Source organism: Neobacillus sp. OS1-32 (assembly GCF_030915425.1).
Lineage (GTDB): Bacteria > Bacillota > Bacilli > Bacillales > Cytobacillaceae > Neobacillus > Neobacillus paridis.
The window spans coordinates 1,106,234-1,125,953 of record NZ_CP133263.1 but is presented as its reverse complement, the minus strand read 5'-3'; the positions used below and the strand labels follow the sequence as shown (position 1 = coordinate 1,125,953).

The window sequence follows — 19,720 nt, the reverse complement described above, 5'->3', positions numbered from 1 at the left end:
GCCGTTTCATTCACTCTGTCCTTTTTGGCATCAGCCTTTGCGGTAATATTGTTCCATCTCTTCCTTCGGGACCATGCTGCCGCCGGTGGCCCAGACAATATGGGCGGCCTGATTGATTTTAGTCGATAAATCGTGGTTTTCAAGATAATGCTGCCCTTCTGCGGCTAGTTTCACCGGTCCAATCATTCCGGCAAGGGCGGACGGTTCCAAATAAATTCCCTCAGTATCGGCGAGATCTTTTAGCAGCTTAAACATCTGTTGGTCACTGATCGTATAGCTGCCGCTTAAGAAGGGTTCAATTACCCTGCCGACAAATCCCGAAGGTCTTCCAACCGCAAGGCCATCTGCGGCTGTTTGGTTATCAATCCCGATATCCTGAACGGCAATTTTGTCATGAAGTCCACTGATAAGTCCAAGCAGCATGCATGGGGAGTGGGTGGGTTCGGCAAAGAAACAGTGAACATGGTCCTGAAATATAAGCTTTAGTCCAAAGGCGACGCCACCGGGACCGCCGCCCACTCCGCATGGTAAATAGACAAATAAGGGATGATTCTCATCAACAGTGATTCCCGCAAGCTCCAGTTGTTTTTGTAAGCGGAGGGCGGCTACCGCATAGCCTAAAAATAAGTCACGGGAATTTTCATCATCAATAAAATGGCATGTTGGATCAGCTTCGGCCAACCGTCTTCCTTCCTCGACAGCTTTACTATAATCTGCGGTATATTCGATCACCTTAACGTTTTTACTACGTAAAAGGCCTTTCTTCCATTGCTTGGCATCTGCCGACATATGGACAGTAACGGAAAAACCTAATTTGGCACTCATGATGCCAATGCTTAAGCCTAAATTACCGGTGGAACCGACGGCGATGGAATATTTCGAGAAGAAGGAGCGGAACTTATCGCTAGCCAAGATGGAGTAATCATCCTCTATGGATAACATCCCCTTACTTAGGGCCAAATCCTCGGCAATCTTGAGCACTTCATAAATCCCGCCTCTAGCTTTAATCGATCCTGAGATAGGCAAGTGACTATCACATTTCAAATATAAATCGCCAAAAATCTGCTGCTCGTAATCATCTTCCAGTTTTGCCTGTATCTGCGGTATTTTTACCAAGGGAGATTCGATGATCCCATTTGTCGCCTGTGTTTCCGGAAACACCTTAGTGAGATAAGGGACAAAGCGATTTAATCTTTTCTCGGCTTCCAGCACATCGCTGAAGGAAAGCGGACATTTTTCGATACCGGCTTGGAACGCTTCAAGCTTGGGATTAAACCAAATGACTTCTTCTAAGGAAATGAGTTTCTGAATGAAAGGATTTGTGTGGTTTTGCAGCCATGCTTGGCTATTGAATCTCTCCATTTTAGCCCTCCTTACATCAAATGATAAAACAAGTGTACCACATCAAAAAAGAGAGAAAAGAGAAAACAGTCATGTTTTTATCCATGACTGTTTTCAATAAACACCTTATGGTTATTTCTTAATAATAGAAACCATAGCCGCCCATGAAGCTTGCGCCCACGATGATCAGCAGAATAAAGAGTACAACAATAAGAGCAAATCCTGCTCCGCCTGAATATCCGCCGCCACTCATATCCTTCACCTCCAACACGTTTACTACAGCGTATGTTGGATTTGAAAGGGCGTATAGACAAACATGCAGTTTTTTCGGCTATTTTTTTCGGCTCTAATTACTTTCGTGTATTTCGTGTTTTTCGCTGGATTCCTCAAACTCCTCACCCATCGGCATAAACCCGAATGGACCCATTGGAGGTCTGCGTTCTGCCCGATAAATTGCTACTACTTCTTCAATCCGAATGAATAGTTTGACAGGGCGTCCCCCCATTTGGCGTGATTCCAGGACGATTACATCGTTGCCAACACTAAGAAGCTTTCCTTCAAAATTACCTTGTCTGGTAATGACAATGACTTCATGATGTAGAAGCTCACCGGCAACTTGATGGAATGTTTTCTCGCTCATCATTTAACCAACTCCTCCTCTCAGAAATAGTTAATGCAAAACCAATAAAAATGGGATTGTCTTAATCGGATTTTTATAAAAAATTTCCTAATAAAAAGCAAGAGCGTTTTTTCTTTTGCTCTTGCTAACAGGATTCAACGATTTCATTATGAAATGACAAATAATTGAAGATAATACCTATATTGGACAAAATTCATTTTTTGAAATGGTGCTAGAACTCAGAAAAAATAGCCAGGACTGGAATAATTTCATGCTTGAACAGCTGAATAACTGCATACCGATTACAAACTCTAATGGTAACAGGGGGTGATGTTTCATGAAGCAAAATAATCGCAGCAACCATAAGGGAATGACAGCTACGCAACAAAATTCAGGCTCGCAATATCACGAAGAGCACGCCGGCAATGTAACTGGCTATGGGGAAATGGACCCAGTTGCTGAGGGAGGAAGCAATATGTCGGACCAGCCTAATTCAACGTCTTAAATGAACGCCTTACCGCGGCGTTTTTTCTTTGCAGCATTTGATTTTTCTAAATATCCGCTAGGAAGGTGAACAATGTGGAAGTAACTATGGATAATCAAGCCTATAATCCAGGAGATCTCGTCTATGTATTTTATCGAAATCCTCATACACAGGATGTCGCCAACGTCCAAGCAGCGGCAGTTGTAAATCATCCCGACAATCCCGACCAATTGGCATTATTTCTTTATGAAACCTATTATCCGTTAACGAATGAAATAGCGGTTTATCGAAGTGAAGCGGAAGCAATTCAAGCCTATGAGCAGTATTTCGGAGATTTTTAAACTGGAGGGCCTGGCATGATCAAACCATTTACGCCTCATCTCGTCTACTTTGAACCGAAAGCATTAGAATACCCGCTTGGGGCACAGCTAAAAGAAAAATTTGAAAAGATGAATATCGAGATTCGCTATACAACCTCCCATAACCAAGTCAGAAACCTTCCGGGTGACAACGATTTTCAAAAGTACCGAATCGCAAAATCAACGCTTGTAGTGGGGATTCGCAAGACTCTTAAGTTTGATACATCAAAGCCTTCAGCAGAATACGCGATTCCGTTTGCCACCGGCTGTATGGGGCATTGTCATTACTGTTATTTACAAACGACAATGGGAACGAAGCCGTACATCCGCACTTATGTGAATGTTGATGAGATTTTAGATGCGGCTGATCAGTACATGGAGGAACGGGCTCCCGAAATTACCAGATTTGAAGCTTCCTGTACATCGGATATTGTTGGAATCGATCATTTAACTCATACATTAAAACGGGCGATTGAACATTTTGGCCAACGAGATCTGGGCAAACTGCGGTTTGTGACGAAATTTCATCATGTCGATCATTTGCTTGATGCAAAACATAATGGAAAAACACGGTTTCGCTTTAGTGTGAATGCCGATTATGTGATTAAAAATTTCGAGCCGGGGACCTCACCATTGGCCAAACGAATTGAAGCAGCCGGAAAAGTTGCGAGAGCCGGTTATCCGCTTGGATTTATCGTCGCACCGATTTACCTGCATGAAGGCTGGGAGGAAGGCTACCATCATTTGTTCGAGCGGCTCGATGCCGAGCTGCCAATGGATGCAAGGGATGATATCACCTTTGAATTTATTCAACACCGATTTACCAAACCCGCCAAGCGGATTATTGAAAAGAACTACCCAATGACTAAATTAGAATTGGATGAAGCGGCACGAAGATATAAATGGGGCAAATACGGGATTGGCAAGTATGTCTATCAAAAGGAACAAGAAGAAGATATTAAAAGTCATCTTTATTCCTACATGGAGAAATTTTTCCCCAAGGCGAAATTGGAATACTTTACTTAAAATGATTTGCAGGAAGCACACGATTTTTCGATGCGAAACATTGTGTGTTTTTTATAATTGCAGATTTTGAAGAAATATTGAATAGTGAGTAAAAACTCTTTACAAAATTTTTTTGTGAGTTATAATACCCATATAGGTATAAACCCCATGGGGTATTTTTAATAAACGGAGGGTTTTGAAATGACCAAAAAAATTATTATTATTGGCGGGGTGGCCGGCGGTGCTACCGCTGCTGCACGGTTAAGAAGATTAAGTGAAGATGCTGAAATTATTTTAATTGAACGCGGGGAGCATATTTCCTTCGCAAATTGCGGGCTGCCTTATTACATTGGCGAAACCATTAAAGAACGCAACAAATTGCTGGTACAAACGGTCAAAGGAATGTCAGACCGCTTCAACTTGGACATTCGTACATTAAGTGAAGCGGTAAGCATCCATCCGGAAAATAAAACGGTCTCAATTAAGAATTTACAAACAGGTGAAATATACGAAGAAACATACGACAAATTACTATTATCTCCCGGAGCCAGACCGATTGTTCCACCTATTCCCGGGTTACAAGAGAATCAATCTTTATTCACCTTGAGAAATATTCCAAACACTGATAACATTAAACATTATGTCGATACTGCCCAGCCGAAACAGGCGGTTATTATCGGCGGGGGATTCATTGGCATCGAAATGGCTGAAAACCTTGCCGCTAGAGGAATTGAGGTAACCATAATCGAACGTGGCAATCAGATTATGGCTCCACTTGATTTAGAAATGGCCAGTATTTTGCACACTCATTTAACAGAAAAAGGGGTCAAGTTAATTCTTGAAAACGGCGTTGAAGCCTTTTCCGATGCTGGAAAGAAAGTGATTTTGACAGATGGCACAGAAATTGAAACAGAGTTAACGATTCTTGCGATCGGCGTCAGACCGGAAAATGAATTAGCGAAAAATGCCGGTCTTGAATTAGGCGAGCGGGGAGGAATCATTGTTAACGAATACCTGCAAACCTCAAACGCTGACATTTATGCTGTAGGCGATGCCATCGAGGTCGTCGATTATATAAACGAAACAAAGGTGATGATTCCGCTTGCCGGACCGGCAAACCGTCAAGGTCGGATTGCCGCCAATAATATCATGGGAAAAGCCGAGAAGTATCAAGGCACGATGGGTACTTCGATTGCGAAAGTGTTTGATCTGGCCGTTGCGACTACGGGGAATAACGAAAAAACATTAAAACGTTTAGGTGTTTCTTATGAAGTGGTCCATATTCATCCAAGCTCCCATGCCGGTTATTATCCTGGAGCGGCGCCAATTGCCTTAAAGCTGATTTTTGATAAGGAAACGGGCAAAATCTATGGGGCCCAGGCAGTTGGAGCGGATGGGGTCGATAAACGGATGGACGTTATTGCCACGGCGATTAAAGGCGGGTTGACAGTGGAGGATTTAACCAACCTGGAATTATCGTACGCACCTCCATTTTCTTCTGCAAAAGATCCGGTAAATATGGCCGGCTATGTGGCAACAAATATCATGGATGGCGAATTGGAGCATATTCAATGGCATGAAGTCGACCAAATTGTTGCGAATGGCGGACTGTTAATTGACGTGCGCGAACCTATGGAACGGGAAGCTGGTTATATTAAGGGTTCCATCAATATTTCATTAAATGATTTGCGGAAGCGGTTATCAGAACTGCCAAAAGACGAGACCATTTATGTCAGCTGCCAAGTTGGCCTAAGAGGTTATTTGGCCAGCCGAATTCTAAAAAACCACGGCTTTCGGGTGAAAAATGTTGACGGTGGCTGGAAAACCTATTCAGCAGTTTATGGAAGCAATGTAAACAAAAATGCGAATTAATAATATTAACATTTCAGAAATGTTGACAATATACCCTCATACGTATAATATTTTGCTTATTAGTAAGTCCCATCGAAGGGAGGAGCATCATGGAATATAATGATCAAATAAAAAATCGCGTCAAGCGGATTGAAGGACAATTAAGAGGAATCTTAAAAATGATGGAAGAAAATAAAGATTGTAAAGAAGTCATTACACAGCTATCCGCCTCCAGAACGGCGATTGATCGCGCCATTGGGGTGATAGTCAGCTCCAATTTGGTTGATTGTGTAAAAAAAGCCAACGATCAAGGAGAGCAGAATATGGAAGATTTAGTAAAAGAAGCGGTGAATTTATTGGTTAGAAGTCGATAAAAAGGGTGAATACCCTTTTTATTTAGCAATCCAGTATACCCATATGGGTAAAACGCTAAAGAGGTATCAAAAGGAAAGGGGAAAATGTTAAATGAAACAAATCACGGCAAAAGAAGTTGAGGCCTTACTGAACCAAAATAAACGATTAAATATTATCGATGTTCGTGAAGTAAGTGAAGTAGCGACAGGCAAAATTCCAGGTGCAGTGAACATCCCACTAGGACTGTTAGAATTTCGCATGCAAGAATTGGACAAATCAAAGGAATATATCATTGTTTGCCATTCGGGGGGAGGAGCTTCCGAGCGGCCCAATTCCTTGAAAGCTATGGATATAATGTCACTAACATGAATGGTGGAATGCTTGCCTGGACTGGCCGAGTAGAATAAACCATAGGTAAAATCTAGATCAAATACGTTTTTCAGAACCGGGAAAACTGATTCTATCTTAAATGAAAATGGAGGAAAAACATCATGCTAAAAGTTACGCCTGCTGCCATCACAGCGATTACCAAAGAGGTTCAAGATGTGATTGATGAAGGGAAAAAACCGCTAATCCGCTTATCTATGGGAATTGGCTGAGGGGGTCCGCAGCTTCGTCTGACTCTGGAAGAGTCAGCTTTAGATAGTGATGAAATCACGGAACAGGACGGCATTCAATTTTTGGTCAATGAACGAGACCAAGTATATTTTAATCAAACAAAACTGGATTATGTTAAATCTTTATTTGGAGGCGGAGAATTTAAGCTGCTCCGGGTATAAGGAATAGGCAGCGGTTTAAGCTGCCTTCTTTTCTGAAAATAAGAATGAATTCTAAACTTTGATGAATCTAATTTTATATTTTTCAATACCCATACCGGTATAGGAGGTTGCAAAATGCAATATCTAAATTATCTTATTATTGCCTTACTTATTTTTCTGATCGTTAAGCGGTTCTTGCCTGTAAAAGGGATCACCAATATTTCTACTGCTGAATTAAAAACCATTCTAAATGACAAGAACAAACAATTTGTCGATGTCCGTACACCTGGGGAATATAAAGGAAATCATATAAGAGGGTTCAAAAATATCCCGCTCCAGCAGCTTGGACAAAAGGCTGCAAAGGAACTGTCCAAGGAAAAAGAAGTAGTCGTCATTTGTCAAAGCGGAATGAGAAGCAAACAGGCCAGTAAATTGTTGAAAAAACTAGGATACTCAAATGTAATTAATGTAAAAGGCGGCATGAGTGCCTGGTACTAAACAAAATGAGAATCTAATTTTTATCATATCATCTATTATAATGTTAAAATTACGTATTGAATATTCTTTGCCTGTTATACTCCCTTAAGGTATAACAGGTAAAGAGCTATGCCATCTTCATTAGGGGGAACCAGATGCAGGTTATCCAAATGGGTTCTATCGCTATTTTGCTTAAATGGCTGCTGCTTGGGGCGGCACTATTTATTGGGCTGGCGATTTTGAAGCTGTGGTTGAGGCGAACACAAGAAAAAATACTACATAAACAAGTTATCGATTTATTTTTTAATAGCTTATTTTTCGGTTTTATTTGCTGGAAAGGGAGTTTATTTATTATTGATCCAGTACTAGTAATTAAAAGCCCCTTGTCATTATTATATTTTACCGGGGGAACGACAGGGCTCGTTCTCGCCGTTGTCGGCTCGATCATTTTCTATTTTTTTAAAGCAAATAAATCCAACATAACAGATAGGCTTACTTTACAATCCGGATTCTTATACAGTTTCACCGTGATAGGCGTTTATCACCTCTTGGCCACGCTTTTGCTTGAGGAGCAGAAGTTGAATCATATTATTTTAGGTTTATACACATTTGCAATCGTCATTTTCGCATTTTGGAAACATCAGATGGTTACCCAACAGCGAATTTTTTCCAGTCTCATCCTATTTTCGTTTCTTAGCCTTAGCCTATCGTTCTTACAGCTGAGCGTTGAACGGAAAATATGGTTTTTTTCAGCACAACAGTGGTTTTTCGTTGCCCTGATAATTGTTTCATTAATTTTTTGGGATAAAAAGTCGAAATCTTAATTTATAACTATTTTTCCGTCAGAAGGAGTGACCTCATGTTTAAAAAAATCATTGCCATCATCCTTTTGCTTGGACTGGTTGGCTGGGCCATTTATGATCATACCTCAAAACCAACAGAAGCTGAAAAAACGGTGCAGGAAGCTCGGCCATCTCAGCAAAGATCAACAAAAATTGGCTTTCAAGAAGGAAACAGAGCACCTAATTTTGAATTGCAGACTCTAGACGGAAAACAAATAAGCCTCTCTGATATGAAAGGGAAGAGGCTGATTCTCAATTTCTGGGCGACCTGGTGCCCGCCATGTAAAGCGGAAATGCCGCATATGCAGAAATTTTATCAGGAACAGAAGGGCAACAATATCGAAATCCTGGCCGTTAATTTAACAACAGGAGAGAAAAATCCAAAAGATGTTGCGAAATTTGTCAAGGATTACGGTTTGACCTTTCCAATCCTACTCGACAGCTCAGGAGAAATAGGTGAGGCTTATCAAGCCTTCACGATTCCGACCAGCTATATTATTGATTCTCATGGAATCATCAAAAAGAAAATAATCGGCCCAATGGATAAGGAAATGATGACCGAGCTTATCAAGAGCATTGACTAATTTTTACAACAAGACTTTAGGCTGTTAGCAATTTGGAAGTATTTCTATTTTTAGGGTAAACTTAGGAAAGCGTAGTGATTTTTAAAAAAGTAGGTGAATTCATGGCAATAAATAAAAAGCCCAATCGCTTAATTACCGAGAAATCTCCCTATTTGCTGCAGCATGCTTACAATCCGGTCGATTGGTTTCCTTGGGGACCTGAAGCTTTTGAAAAAGCCAAGCAGGAGAACAAGCCCGTTTTCGTCAGTATTGGTTATTCGACTTGCCACTGGTGTCATGTGATGGAGCGTGAAAGCTTTGAGGACGAAGAGGTCGCAAGGCTTTTAAATGAACGATTTGTTTCCATTAAAGTCGACCGCGAGGAACGTCCCGATATCGATTCCATTTATATGAACGTCTGTCAAATGATGACCGGACATGGCGGCTGGCCGATGAGTATATTTATGACGCCGGATAAAGTTCCGTTTTATGCGGGCACTTATTTTCCAAAAGAAGCCCGTTACGGTTATCCTGGGTTTAAAGAGATCATCGCGGGCTTATCCTCGAAATACCAAAACGATCCCGACCATATAAACGAAGTTGCCGGCAGCGTGTTAGAGGCCTTACAGCCCGGTAAAAGCAAAGCCACCGCCCCAATAACGAAACAGCTGATTGAAGCGGGATACAAGCAGTTTGTCAGAACATTTGACGGGAAGTATGGAGGTTTTGGACAGGCCCCCAAATTCCCGATGCCACACTCGTTGACATTTCTGCTGCGCTATTATCAATACAGCGGTGAGCGCTATGCCCTGGACATGGTTGTCAAGACTTTAAAGGGCCTGGCCAAGGGCGGTATTTATGATCACATTGGCTACGGTTTTTCCCGCTATTCGGTAGACGATCAATTTTTGGTTCCCCATTTTGAAAAAATGCTCTATGATAATGCCTTGCTTGCCATCGCCTATACTGAAACCTACCAAGTTACGCAGGAGGGACTTTTTAAAACAATAGCCGAGCAGATTCTCACCTATGTCCTCCGTGACATGCAGCACACGCAAGGGGGATTTTATTCTGCTGAAGATGCTGATTCCGAAGGGGAAGAAGGCAAATTTTACGTATGGACTCCTAAAGAAATCATTAAGGTCCTTGGCGAGGAAACGGGAGCATTATTTTGCCATGTTTATGATATTACAACCCAGGGGAATTTCGAGGGAAAAAACATTCCGAATTTAATTCACCAGGATGTACAGCAATTTGCGTCGCAAAATGGGCTTGAAGATGAAAAGCTGCTTGGCCAATTGGAAGCGGCGCGGGAAAAGCTATTTAAAGTTCGTAATCAAAGGGTTCATCCTCACAAAGATGACAAAATCCTCACGTCATGGAATGGACTGATGATTGCGGCGCTCGCAAAGGCCGGCCGGGTTTTTAACCAGAAGGAGTTTATTTTGGCCGGGGAAAAAGCAATCCGCTTTATTGAAACAAACCTTGTTTTGAAAAATCGCTTAATGGTCCGTTATCGTGACGGAGAAGTAAAACAGAAGGGCTTTATTGATGATTATGCTTTCATGGTATGGGCCTATATAGAAATGTATGAAAGTACATTAGAACTGCGCTATTTACAAAGGGCCGTTCAAGTAACCGAGCAAATGCTAGAACTGTTTTGGGATGATGAGGCGGGTGGATTTTTCTTTTACGGCAACGATAACGAGGAATTGTTAGTCCGGCAAAAGGAGGTCTATGATGGAGCTATTCCTTCGGGAAATAGTGTCGCGGCGATGCAAATGATCCGTTTGGCGCGGCTTACAGGCAATTTTCAATTAGAGGAAAAAGTGCAGCAGTTGTTTAACACCTTTAGCGTTGAATTAACGCAATATCCAGCAGGGCAAACATTCCTGTTGCAAAGCTATTTGTTGACACAGATGGGAATGAAAGAGGTCATTGTACTGGAGCGTGATGAACGATCGTCGACACTAGTCAAAGAACTGCAGCAGGGATTCCATCCTGAAATTACCTATTTGATCAGTTCCGACCGTGGTAAATTAGCAGAAATCGCTCCGTTCACGAAGGAATATCAAACGATCAATGAGCAGACGACCATCTATGTTTGCGAAAATTTCGTTTGCAACAAACCTACAACCGATATCAATGAAGCAATAAAAATGATTGCCACAGCAAAAAATGACGTGTAAAAGATACACGTCATTTTTTCAAGGTTATTGCTCAATTGCATGAGAGGCTCCACTGTAATCCCAGTATTTTAATGTATCTGTTCTGGAGGTAGGGATTTCTTCTTTAATATTGCCCTCTTTATCCTTATAAATTTCATATTCCTGATACGTTTCCACAATATAGCCGCCATCTTTTTCGGATTTTTCCAGTTTTTCTACCAGCTCCGGTTAATCTTCGGAAGGCTGGATGGCTGCCGGTTTAGCGACTACCGGCTGATCGGCTGTATAGGTATAGTTAATATTTAAGAATGAGTACGGTGAATCCAAATAGGCAGCGGCCCCTAACGTCAGTAACAGGCCTAATGCACTTATGAAAGTGGTTAATTTCATGGTTCCGGCTCCTTTTCCATTGAATCTTCGTACTCATTCTATGCTCGTCCGCGCCCAAAGATTACACGTTTTAGGCACTTACTTTTGGCCGGAAAACGAGAAATAGCCCAAAAGCTAAGATGGTAATGATCACGCCGGAAATATACGGTAGTCCCATTGCAATAGAATACAGCCAGCCGCCAAGAGTCGGTCCAATAATCCGCCCTAATGAATCAAATGAAGACAAAAGCCCTGTCGAACTCCCGTGCCCGGCAGCGGAGGTTTTCGTCAGCAGTGCCGAGACACTGGGGCGGATCACACCATTTCCGAGCCCGAAGATGGTTAAATAAATGGCCGCAGTGGCAAAATTGTTCACCAGCAAAATCAACCCAAAGCCGATTGCCGAGACAATCATCCCGCCTTGAATGACGGCGTTTTCTCCGTATTTTCGCGTCCATCTTCCGACTAATCCGCCTTGGACCATGGCACTGCCAAAGCCCATAATCATGAAAATATAGCCCAGTTGCACCGTGCCCAACCCTGCTTTTTTTGCTGCAAAGTAAGCAAACGTAGCTTCCAGTCCGGAAAGAGATAAGGAAATAAATAATTGCACAATGAATAAGACCGTAACATGACTATTAAAGGCACTCAAGAATGACGGTTTTTCAGGTTCCGATTCATGGTTCTTCTGTTTTGATTCCTTTAATAGGATGAGAACAAGAAATAAGGTAATCAACGATGAACCACAGGCAATATAAAACGGCATACTTAAGCTGATTTTTGAAAAAATTCCGCCAATCGCCGGCCCGAAAACGAAGCCTAATCCGGTTGCCGCCCCGACAATTCCCATGCCTTTGCCGCGGTTTTCTTCCGTGGTGATGTCAGCAACATAGGCCATCGCTGTTGGCATGTTCGCTGCTGAGAGGATCCCGCCCAAAATTCGGGCCACAAATAGCATCCACAGTGCAGTGGAGATCGCTTGGATAAAGAAAGACAGGGCCAGTCCGGCAATTCCGATCATCATCACCGGTTTGCGGCCAATGCGGTCGGAAACATGTCCCCACAACGGGGCGAATATAAACTGCATCAGCGAATAGACGGACATCAGCAGTCCCAGTTCCGTAGGGTTTGCGCCAATTTCTTGAGCATAAAACGGCAGGACTGGGATAATGATGCCAAATCCCACCATGACCAAAAACATCACAATAAACAGAATCGGTAAAGCAGACTTTATTTGCAAAGGATACTCACTCCTTTAAAACTCCAAATTAATGTTGATATTATATGAGAACACTTACAATTATCACTCAGCAGGGGATGACAATGCAACCTGATATGAAAATTTTAAACGATGCGGGTAGTTTAAAGATAGATTTTTGCCTGAGGGTAAACTAAACCGCTTCAATAATAATCTTACATTCGGTGTATTTATCGAAATGAGAAAAGACTCCCGGTAGGGGGAGCCTTGATTAACTTGATTGCTGTGCCCATTCTTCGACATTCCATACTTTTGTAACCCAATCTGTATAAAAGTCCGGTTCGTGGCAGACCAAAACCACCGTTCCCTTGTAGGCCTTTAGTGCCCGTTTCAATTCCGCTTTAGCATCGACATCGAGATGGTTGGTTGGCTCGTCGAATAAAATCCAGTTGCTTTCCGTCATCATCAATTTACAGAGACGGACCTTTGCCTGCTCACCGCCGCTTAACTGATTTAACGGACGGGAGATGTGTTCATTTTTCAAGCCGCAGCGGGCAAGGGCAGCGCGGACCTGATGCTGGTCCATATGCGGGAACGCGTTCCAGACATCTTCAATCGGAGTTACATGGCCGGCTTTGACTTCCTGTTCAAAATAAGAAGGGAAGAGGAAGTCACCGCGTTCTATTTTGCCGCCAAGAGGATTAATTTTTCCAAGCATGGTCTTTAACAACGTCGATTTACCGACACCGTTGCAGCCGATGATGGCCACCTTTTCGCCACGCTCCAAGGATAGATCCATTTTTGGCAGCAGTGGGTAAGAATAGCCAATTTCTAGGCTTTCCGCCTCAAAAACAAACCGGCCGCTGCTGCGGGATTCCTTGAATTCAAACGTCGGTTTCACCGCGGTCTCCGGACGGTCAATCCGCTCCAAACGCTCCAATTGTTTTTGCCGGCTCTTGGCCCGTCCGGTGGTTGAATAACGAGCTTTATTCCTGGCGATGAAATCCTCTTGCTTTTTAATAAATTCCTGTTGCTTTTCGTACGCATTTATATGTTGATTTTTTGTGATTTCCGCAAGTTCGAGGAATTTTTCATAGCTTGCTGTATAACGGGTCAGCTTGGAAAACTCCAAGTGAAAAATAACATTGGAGACCTGATTCATAAACTCGGTATCATGGGAAATTAAAATAAAGGCATACGGGTAATCCTTTAAATAAGAAGCAAGCCACTGGATATGCTCCACATCAAGATAGTTGGTCGGCTCGTCGAGCAGCAGAACTTTTGGCTGCTCCAACAGCAGCTTGGCTAACAGCACCTTGGTGCGCTGTCCGCCGCTTAGGGTGGCGACATCACGTTCCAGCCCAATAGCATCCAGTCCTAATCCTCTTGCTGCCTCTTCGATTTTAATATCCAATGAATAAAAACCACCGGCATCAAGTACGTCTTGAATTTCTCCCATTTTTTCCAACAAAGCCTCGAGTTCCTCCGGTGAGGCCTCGGCCATTTTCATCGTTACTTCGGTTAATTCTTTTTCTTTTTCAAACAGGGGTAGGAAGGCATCGCGGAGCACATTGCGCATCGTTTTTCCCGGTGTCAATACCGTGTGCTGGTCCAGGTAGCCGTATTGAATTCCTGGTGTCCATTCGACCCGCCCGCTGTCATGAATTAATTGGCCGGTTATAATGTTCATTAATGTCGATTTGCCGACGCCGTTTACCCCGACAAGACCGATATGATCCTCGGCTAACAAGCGAAAAGAAACATTTTTAAATAAGGTCCGATCCCCAAATGTATGTGATAAATTTTCTACATTTAATAAACTCATTTTTGCTTTTATCCTCGCTTTGTTCATAAAATCAATCATTCTTTCATCATACTAAAATTTCCAACATACGACCAGATTTTTCAGCGGAAATTTCTCATTTTTATGCTGTTTTTTATCCAAAATAGGTGTATAGTTCTTATCCAATGCGGCGATTATTAAGCCTATTTTGTTCCTAATCTTACTATCGCTGGATTTTCCGCTTAGAGAAAACAGCCCGTTTCACGAAAACGTAAAACCACCTGTGTTGTTATCATTAGCGGACTGGAAAGCTTGTACATAGGATAATAAAGAAAAGAGGGGGAGGAAAATCGAGGTGACGAAAAACCCATTTGGGGCTAACATTGGTACGGTTTCCGGCGGAATTGTCAATTTTGGCGGTGCCGTCACGATTGCACCGATTTCGGTTACCAGAACAATCTCAGGTGCCGGTGGAGGTAATACTGGTTCGATTATTACTACGAATACCGGTTTTAGTCTTTCTACTGGGACAAGGCCATAGATTTAAATAGACGGAGCAAAATGAGACTCCGTCTAATTTACTTGGGTTGGTTAAGATGCCTTTAACCTTTTCATTTGTTTTTGTTTCAATGGTTTCGCCGCATTAAAGATCATATTCAATCCAATCGCTGTTAAACTGCCGGCGACGATCCCACTGTTGGTTAAAATTTTTATGCCTTCCGGAAGGGCATCAAATAAATTCGGTACCGTTGTAACTCCTAGGCCAACGCCAACTGAGCAAGCAATGATTAACAGGTTTTCTTGCGATGAAAAATCCACTTTACTAAGCATCTTAATCCCTGAGGCAATGACCATGCCAAACATTGCTACCATTGCTCCTCCTAAAACAGAGGTTGGCACCACTGTCGTTAAGGCGGCCACTTTAGGCAAAAAGCCTAAAAACACGAGAATGCCGCCCATAAGATAAATGACGTTTTTACTTTTTACCCCGGAAAATTGGACAAGGCCGACATTTTGCGAGTAGGTTGTGTAGGGAAAGGAATTGAAAAAGGCCCCGATCACGCTTGCCAATCCCTCGGCCCGATATCCTTTTACTAAATCGGCTTCTGTTAATTTCCGGCCGGTAATATCAGCCAGAGCGAAGTAAACGCCGGATGATTCCACGAGACTGACGATTGCAACAAGCGTCATCGTAATGATTGGTGCCACTTCAAAAGTCGGAGCAGCAAAATGCAGTGGTGTAATCATATGAAACCATGAAGCGTCACTAACGGCTGAGAAATTGACTTTTCCCATCAGTGCTGCAGCAATGGTACCGGCGATTAACCCTAACAGGATGGAAATCGCGCGAACAAACCCATGAAAGAAGCGATATAGGAAAATAATAAATAACAGCGTCCCAAAAGCCAGAGCTATGTTAGATGCGGAACCAAAGTCCGGACTTCCTTGACCACCGGCAACATTATTCATCGCGACAGGTATCAGTGTCGTTCCGATGATCGTTACAACCGAACCCGTAACGACAGGAGGAAAAAAGCGAATTAACTTACCGAAATACTTGGCGATGACGATGACAATGAGACCGGAAGCTAAAATAGCTCCGTAGATAGACGAGAGCCCATACTTGCTGCCAATTGAAATAATCGGGGTGACCGCCGTAAACGTGCATCCAAGTACGATCGGGAGTCCGATACCGAAGAAACGATTTTGCCACACCTGCAAAATCGTTGCAATGCCGCTTGTTAATATATCAAGTGAAACTAAATAGGCCAATTGCTCCGTTGAAAAATGAAGGGCATTCCCGATAATCAAGGGGACAATAACAGCCCCGGCATACATCGCCAAAACGTGTTGAATTCCAAGCGAGACGGTTTGAAAGGGATGTTGTTTCATTTTACAAGTTCCTCCGTTTCTTGATTCAAAAATGTTACTTCCCCATTGGCAAGAGCAGCAATTTGGGCCAGCGATTCCACCCGTATCCCAAGCTGTTTCAGTTTTGCGGCCCCATCCTGGAAGGATTTTTCGATCACAATCCCAATTCCCGCGACTTCAGCGCCGCTTTGTTGGACAATATGTAGCAAACCAAGGGCCGCTTCCCCATTGGCAAGAAAATCATCGATGATTAATACCCGATCATGCTCATTCACGTATTTTTTGGAAATGGATATTTCATTTGTTTCTTTTTTGGTAAAAGAATAAACGGAAGCCGTCAGTAAATCTTCTGACAGTGTAAGAGATTTCCGCTTCCTGGCAAACACAACGGGAACATGTAAAGAGAGTCCGGCCATTACCGCCGGAGCAATCCCCGATGATTCAATCGTTACGATTTTGGTTATGCCATCAGCCGCAAATCGTTGAGCAAATTCCTTGCCAATCTCCTGCATTAAGCCCGGGTCGATTTGGTGATTTAAAAATGAATCAACCTTTAATACATGGTCTGATAATACCTGTCCATCTTGTTTAATTCTTTCTTCCAGCAGTTTCATATGAACCTCCCAAAGTGTCATTCTATTCGTTCTGTTTAATTGATCGTAAGCTTCTTGCCATTCTCTCATTTGTAAAATAAAAAACTCAAAGGCCAATGCTTCACATCAAAAAATGAGTGAGGCAATGGCCTTTGAGTTTTATCATAAAGGTTAGGAAGGAAGTCCGCAAAAAAATCATGCGGAAAATAATCTCATTACCCACTCATAGTCGGATCGTTTACGGCAATCCGGTAGAAACTTGCGGGCCCTATCCCCGCGATTATATGAGTGAAACAATATTAAATTGAATAATGACATTATAAACAGAAGAAATCGTTAAATCAATCATTTTTTCGTAAAAACCGAATACTGACTTAAAAATTATCGTTTTCGTTCGGAATTTGGAAGCCTTTTCATTCATTTAATTCAACAGTTCAACGAAAGATTGAATCACCATTCATTTTAGGGTAAGATTAATCTGTATATATGTTCTGAAAATTCCAAACTTAGAGGTGAATTAATGTGGCAAAAGCAATTCCTGAAACATGGTGGAACAGATTAAGGTTGCCGGTAATTTCGGCGCCAATGTTTTTGGTGTCAGGCACCGAATTGGTAAAAAACTGCTGTCTTAATGGAGTAATCGGTTCTTTTCCGGCTCCGAATGCGCGCCCGATTGAGGTGCTTGATCAATGGATGGGAACGTTGAATGCAGAATTGAAGCTGGAGCAAGAAAAAGACCCGGAACGTAAAATTGCACCTTGGGCGATGAATATGGTCGTACATAGCTCCTACAGCCGCTTACAGGACGAGCTGGCCCTAGTCAAGAAGCATAAACCGCAATTGGTCATTACCTCATTAGGCAGACCAAAGCAAGTGGTCGAGATTGTCCATGAATATGGCGGGCTGGTATTTTCTGATGTCAGTGATGTGAAGTTTGCCCGGAAAGCAGCAGAAGCAGGAGTCGACGGCTTGATCCTCGTTGCCAGCGGTGCTGGCGGTCATGCCGGGCAAATTAATAGCTTCGCTTTTGTTGATATGGTTCGTTCCTTCTGGGATGGTATTATTGTGCTCGCAGGTTCAATTTCAACCGGGAAAGGGATTTTGGCGGCACAAGCGGCTGGGGCCGACTTGGCTTATATGGGGACGCGGTTTATTGTTGCAACAGAGAGTATGGCTAATGACGAATACCGGCAAATGCTGGTTGAATCGACACAGGAAGATATTATTTTGACAGATGCTTTTTCCGGGGTCCATGCAAATATGCTTAAGCCAAGTATCGAAAAGGCAGGACTTGACCCTGAGAAGCTGGTACGAAAAGAGAAGGTCGATTTTGATGATATGCAAAAAGAATCGGCGGTGAAGAATGTTAAGGCGTGGCGCGATATTTGGTCGGCAGGACACGGGGTAGGCGCGATTGACCGGATCGAATCGGTCGCGGAGATTATTCAGCGGCTGGAGATTGAGTATAATGAGGCTCTTAAAAGAATAAATGCAAGTGCCGCGAGTTTCACTGGCATTCCTGCGAAATAAGTATTGTGAAAGCAGTCTAAGAGATTAGGCTGCTTTTTTAATGCGTTCTAAAATGACCGGATGGTGGAGACGGGTAAAGTTAAATTTTTGACGGGTAAATCTTCCCTTCAGACGGGTAAACTCAAAATTTAGGCGGGTAAATCCTCAAAATAGATCAGATTCAAATTGGGTACTCTAAATCGAAAAGAAAATAGGCAAATTTGTCCTCTTGACACGAACATTTTTCGAATAATATGATAAAGTATAAGTAGAAAATCCTTTTATAATGCGGTATAGACTAATTTTCACTGTCCACTCCAGATGGACAAATGTATTTTCTATAACGACAATGGCATCTATTTTGATAAAAAGGAGGGTTTGACGATGTCAAGCCATATTTTGGAGAAATTTTTAAATGAAAACCTCGAGGATTTAAAAAGAAAAGGCCTGTATAACGTGATTGATCCACTTGAAAGCCCGAATGGTCCCGTGATCACCATTAACGGCAAAGAACTGATCAACCTTTCATCGAATAACTATCTCGGTTTAGCTACCGATGAACGCTTGAAAAAAGCAGCAGCTGAAGCGCTGCAAAAATTTGGGGTTGGTGCTGGCGCCGTACGCACCATTAACGGCACGCTAAAAATCCACCTCGAACTTGAAGAAAAATTGGCCGAGTTTAAACATACCGAGGCAGCCATCGCCTATCAATCTGGATTTAACTGTAATATGGCAGCGATTTCAGCCGTCATGGACCAAAACGATGCGATTTTATCCGATGAATTAAACCATGCCTCCATTATCGACGGTTGCCGGCTTTCCAAAGCGAAAATCATCCGCTTTAACCACTCCGATATGGAAGATCTTCGTGCCAAGGCAAAGGCAGCCAAAGAGTCAGGGCAGTACAACAAACTGATGGTCATTACTGATGGTGTTTTTTCGATGGACGGAGACATTGCCCATTTGCCGGAAATTGTTAAAATTGCCGAGGAATTTGACCTGATTACATATGTCGACGATGCCCATGGCTCTGGTGTTCTTGGCGATGGAGCGGGGACGGTCAAACATTTCGGCCTTTCCGACAAAATTGATTTTCAAATTGGAACACTCTCAAAAGCTATTGGTGTCGTCGGCGGTTATGTAGCCGGTAAGAAGAATTTGATTGATTGGTTAAAAGTACGCAGTCGTCCCTTCCTATTTTCTACCTCTTTAACACCGGCTGATGTCGCTGCAAGCAAACGGGCGATTGAAATCCTGATGGAAAGTACAGAGCTCAATCAAAAACTATGGGAAAACGGTGATTATTTGAAGAAGGGACTTAAGCAGCTAGGATTTAACATTGGCAATAGTGAAACCCCAATTACACCATGCATTATTGGCGAAGAAAAGATGGCCCAGCAATTCAGTCAACGCTTAATAGAAGAAGGGGTATATGCAAAAGCCATCGTTTTCCCAACAGTTCCTAAAGGAACAGGCCGTGTTCGCAACATGCCGACTGCTGCCCATACAAAAGCAATGCTCGACAAAGCGATTTCTATTTACGAAAAGGTCGGCAAGGAAATGAACATTATTTAA

The 19,720-nt window shown here is 42.7% G+C and carries 21 protein-coding genes, 1 pseudogene and 1 riboswitch; of the genes and pseudogenes, 13 read left to right on the top strand and 9 right to left on the bottom strand.

The genetic code is table 11. From position 1 onward, the window contains the following. Positions 1 to 30: 30 nt before the first annotated feature. From dsdA to RCG24_RS05735, 3 genes are all read right to left on the bottom strand, one after another. Entirely contained in the window at positions 31 to 1,362 is a 1,332-nt protein-coding gene (gene dsdA / locus RCG24_RS05745) for a D-serine ammonia-lyase (protein ID WP_308078573.1), read from the bottom strand. Between the two features lie 118 nt (positions 1,363 to 1,480). Continuing rightward, a complete protein-coding gene (locus tag RCG24_RS05740) occupies positions 1,481 to 1,594 on the bottom strand; it encodes a YjcZ family sporulation protein (protein ID WP_202651209.1) in 114 nt (37 codons plus the stop codon). Positions 1,595 to 1,687: 93 nt separating this feature from the next. Further along, on the bottom strand, positions 1,688 to 1,984 hold the full coding sequence (locus RCG24_RS05735) for a DUF2642 domain-containing protein (protein WP_308078572.1): 297 nt from the start codon (positions 1,982 to 1,984) through the stop codon (positions 1,688 to 1,690). A gap of 313 nt (positions 1,985 to 2,297) precedes the next feature. On the opposite strand from RCG24_RS05735, the gene RCG24_RS05730 reads away from it, so the two are divergent. From RCG24_RS05730 to RCG24_RS05685, 10 genes and pseudogenes are all read left to right on the top strand, one after another. Continuing rightward, the gene (locus RCG24_RS05730) at positions 2,298 to 2,465 is read left to right on the top strand and encodes a hypothetical protein (RefSeq protein WP_308078571.1); all 168 of its coding nucleotides are present in this window, start codon (positions 2,298 to 2,300) and stop codon (positions 2,463 to 2,465) included. A gap of 86 nt (positions 2,466 to 2,551) precedes the next feature. After that, entirely contained in the window at positions 2,552 to 2,785 is a 234-nt protein-coding gene (locus RCG24_RS05725) for a transcriptional regulator SplA domain-containing protein (protein ID WP_374049149.1), read from the top strand. A gap of 15 nt (positions 2,786 to 2,800) precedes the next feature. Then, entirely contained in the window at positions 2,801 to 3,829 is a 1,029-nt protein-coding gene (splB, locus tag RCG24_RS05720; RefSeq protein WP_308078569.1) for a spore photoproduct lyase, read from the top strand. A 180-nt stretch (positions 3,830 to 4,009) separates the two neighbouring features. Beyond that, positions 4,010 to 5,680 carry a CoA-disulfide reductase gene (locus tag RCG24_RS05715; protein ID WP_308078568.1) on the top strand — a complete coding sequence of 557 codons (1,671 nt, stop codon included), beginning with the start codon at positions 4,010 to 4,012 and terminating at the stop codon, positions 5,678 to 5,680. An 89-nt stretch (positions 5,681 to 5,769) separates the two neighbouring features. Then, complete coding sequence (locus tag RCG24_RS05710) at positions 5,770 to 6,033, top strand: metal-sensitive transcriptional regulator (RefSeq protein ID WP_202651220.1); 264 nt, start codon at positions 5,770 to 5,772, stop codon at positions 6,031 to 6,033. Positions 6,034 to 6,124: 91 nt separating this feature from the next. Then, positions 6,125 to 6,420, top strand: a pseudogene (locus RCG24_RS05705) (rhodanese-like domain-containing protein). Positions 6,421 to 6,906: 486 nt separating this feature from the next. Then, complete coding sequence (locus RCG24_RS05700) at positions 6,907 to 7,269, top strand: rhodanese-like domain-containing protein (protein WP_308078567.1); 363 nt, start codon at positions 6,907 to 6,909, stop codon at positions 7,267 to 7,269. A 134-nt stretch (positions 7,270 to 7,403) separates the two neighbouring features. After that, entirely contained in the window at positions 7,404 to 8,072 is a 669-nt protein-coding gene (locus tag RCG24_RS05695; RefSeq protein ID WP_308078566.1) for a hypothetical protein, read from the top strand. Positions 8,073 to 8,107: 35 nt separating this feature from the next. After that, positions 8,108 to 8,674 carry a peroxiredoxin family protein gene (locus RCG24_RS05690; RefSeq protein WP_308078565.1) on the top strand — a complete coding sequence of 189 codons (567 nt, stop codon included), beginning with the start codon at positions 8,108 to 8,110 and terminating at the stop codon, positions 8,672 to 8,674. Between the two features lie 101 nt (positions 8,675 to 8,775). Further along, entirely contained in the window at positions 8,776 to 10,842 is a 2,067-nt protein-coding gene (locus RCG24_RS05685) for a thioredoxin domain-containing protein (protein ID WP_308078564.1), read from the top strand. A gap of 24 nt (positions 10,843 to 10,866) precedes the next feature. Here the strand turns inward: RCG24_RS05685 and RCG24_RS05680 are convergent, their stop codons facing one another. The 4 genes from RCG24_RS05680 to RCG24_RS05665 all read right to left on the bottom strand — a co-directional run bounded on the left by RCG24_RS05680 (position 10,867) and on the right by RCG24_RS05665 (position 14,213). Beyond that, entirely contained in the window at positions 10,867 to 10,998 is a 132-nt protein-coding gene (locus RCG24_RS05680) for a hypothetical protein (protein WP_308078563.1), read from the bottom strand. Positions 10,999 to 11,049: 51 nt separating this feature from the next. Beyond that, positions 11,050 to 11,211 carry a hypothetical protein gene (locus tag RCG24_RS05675; RefSeq protein WP_308078562.1) on the bottom strand — a complete coding sequence of 54 codons (162 nt, stop codon included), beginning with the start codon at positions 11,209 to 11,211 and terminating at the stop codon, positions 11,050 to 11,052. Positions 11,212 to 11,281: 70 nt separating this feature from the next. After that, positions 11,282 to 12,430, bottom strand: a complete 1,149-nt coding sequence (locus RCG24_RS05670) for an MFS transporter (protein ID WP_308078561.1) — start codon at positions 12,428 to 12,430, stop codon at positions 11,282 to 11,284. A 229-nt stretch (positions 12,431 to 12,659) separates the two neighbouring features. Further along, the gene (locus RCG24_RS05665) at positions 12,660 to 14,213 is read right to left on the bottom strand and encodes an ABC-F family ATP-binding cassette domain-containing protein (protein WP_308078560.1); all 1,554 of its coding nucleotides are present in this window, start codon (positions 14,211 to 14,213) and stop codon (positions 12,660 to 12,662) included. Between the two features lie 313 nt (positions 14,214 to 14,526). Here RCG24_RS05665 and RCG24_RS05660 point away from each other — a divergent pair, with 313 nt between their 5' ends. Beyond that, positions 14,527 to 14,712, top strand: coding sequence for a spore germination protein (locus tag RCG24_RS05660; RefSeq protein WP_308078559.1), 186 nt, complete (start codon positions 14,527 to 14,529; stop codon positions 14,710 to 14,712). 50 nt (positions 14,713 to 14,762) lie between these two features. Here the strand turns inward: RCG24_RS05660 and RCG24_RS05655 are convergent, their stop codons facing one another. Then, positions 14,763 to 16,064, bottom strand: coding sequence for a nucleobase:cation symporter-2 family protein (locus RCG24_RS05655; protein WP_308078558.1), 1,302 nt, complete (start codon positions 16,062 to 16,064; stop codon positions 14,763 to 14,765). Then, the gene (locus tag RCG24_RS05650) at positions 16,061 to 16,657 is read right to left on the bottom strand and encodes a xanthine phosphoribosyltransferase (RefSeq protein ID WP_308079119.1); all 597 of its coding nucleotides are present in this window, start codon (positions 16,655 to 16,657) and stop codon (positions 16,061 to 16,063) included. Before RCG24_RS05650 ends, RCG24_RS05655 begins: the two co-directional genes overlap by 4 nt. Positions 16,658 to 16,842: 185 nt before the next feature. Then, a riboswitch (purine riboswitch) is annotated at positions 16,843 to 16,944 on the bottom strand. 214 nt (positions 16,945 to 17,158) lie between these two features. On the opposite strand from RCG24_RS05650, the gene RCG24_RS05645 reads away from it, so the two are divergent. Then, complete coding sequence (locus RCG24_RS05645; RefSeq protein WP_308078557.1) at positions 17,159 to 18,166, top strand: NAD(P)H-dependent flavin oxidoreductase; 1,008 nt, start codon at positions 17,159 to 17,161, stop codon at positions 18,164 to 18,166. Positions 18,167 to 18,529: 363 nt separating this feature from the next. Further along, positions 18,530 to 19,720, top strand: a complete 1,191-nt coding sequence (locus tag RCG24_RS05640) for a glycine C-acetyltransferase (RefSeq protein WP_308078556.1) — start codon at positions 18,530 to 18,532, stop codon at positions 19,718 to 19,720.

Excerpts from the sequence above, each read along its gene's own strand:
- dsdA (WP_308078573.1), bottom strand. The coding sequence starts at position 1,362 with ATGGAGAGATTCAATAGCCAAGCATGGCTGCAAAACCACACAAATCCT.
- RCG24_RS05740 (WP_202651209.1), bottom strand. The coding sequence starts at position 1,594 with ATGAGTGGCGGCGGATATTCAGGCGGAGCAGGATTTGCTCTTATTGTT.
- RCG24_RS05735 (WP_308078572.1), bottom strand. The coding sequence starts at position 1,984 with ATGATGAGCGAGAAAACATTCCATCAAGTTGCCGGTGAGCTTCTACAT.
- RCG24_RS05730 (WP_308078571.1), top strand. The coding sequence starts at position 2,298 with ATGAAGCAAAATAATCGCAGCAACCATAAGGGAATGACAGCTACGCAA.
- RCG24_RS05725 (WP_374049149.1), top strand. The coding sequence starts at position 2,552 with ATGGATAATCAAGCCTATAATCCAGGAGATCTCGTCTATGTATTTTAT.
- splB (WP_308078569.1), top strand. The coding sequence starts at position 2,801 with ATGATCAAACCATTTACGCCTCATCTCGTCTACTTTGAACCGAAAGCA.
- RCG24_RS05715 (WP_308078568.1), top strand. The coding sequence starts at position 4,010 with ATGACCAAAAAAATTATTATTATTGGCGGGGTGGCCGGCGGTGCTACC.
- RCG24_RS05710 (WP_202651220.1), top strand. The coding sequence starts at position 5,770 with ATGGAATATAATGATCAAATAAAAAATCGCGTCAAGCGGATTGAAGGA.
- RCG24_RS05700 (WP_308078567.1), top strand. The coding sequence starts at position 6,907 with ATGCAATATCTAAATTATCTTATTATTGCCTTACTTATTTTTCTGATC.
- RCG24_RS05695 (WP_308078566.1), top strand. The coding sequence starts at position 7,404 with ATGCAGGTTATCCAAATGGGTTCTATCGCTATTTTGCTTAAATGGCTG.
- RCG24_RS05690 (WP_308078565.1), top strand. The coding sequence starts at position 8,108 with ATGTTTAAAAAAATCATTGCCATCATCCTTTTGCTTGGACTGGTTGGC.
- RCG24_RS05685 (WP_308078564.1), top strand. The coding sequence starts at position 8,776 with ATGGCAATAAATAAAAAGCCCAATCGCTTAATTACCGAGAAATCTCCC.
- RCG24_RS05675 (WP_308078562.1), bottom strand. The coding sequence starts at position 11,211 with ATGAAATTAACCACTTTCATAAGTGCATTAGGCCTGTTACTGACGTTA.
- RCG24_RS05665 (WP_308078560.1), bottom strand. The coding sequence starts at position 14,213 with ATGAGTTTATTAAATGTAGAAAATTTATCACATACATTTGGGGATCGG.
- RCG24_RS05655 (WP_308078558.1), bottom strand. The coding sequence starts at position 16,064 with ATGAAACAACATCCCTTTCAAACCGTCTCGCTTGGAATTCAACACGTT.
- RCG24_RS05650 (WP_308079119.1), bottom strand. The coding sequence starts at position 16,657 with ATGAAACTGCTGGAAGAAAGAATTAAACAAGATGGACAGGTATTATCA.
- RCG24_RS05640 (WP_308078556.1), top strand. The coding sequence starts at position 18,530 with ATGTCAAGCCATATTTTGGAGAAATTTTTAAATGAAAACCTCGAGGAT.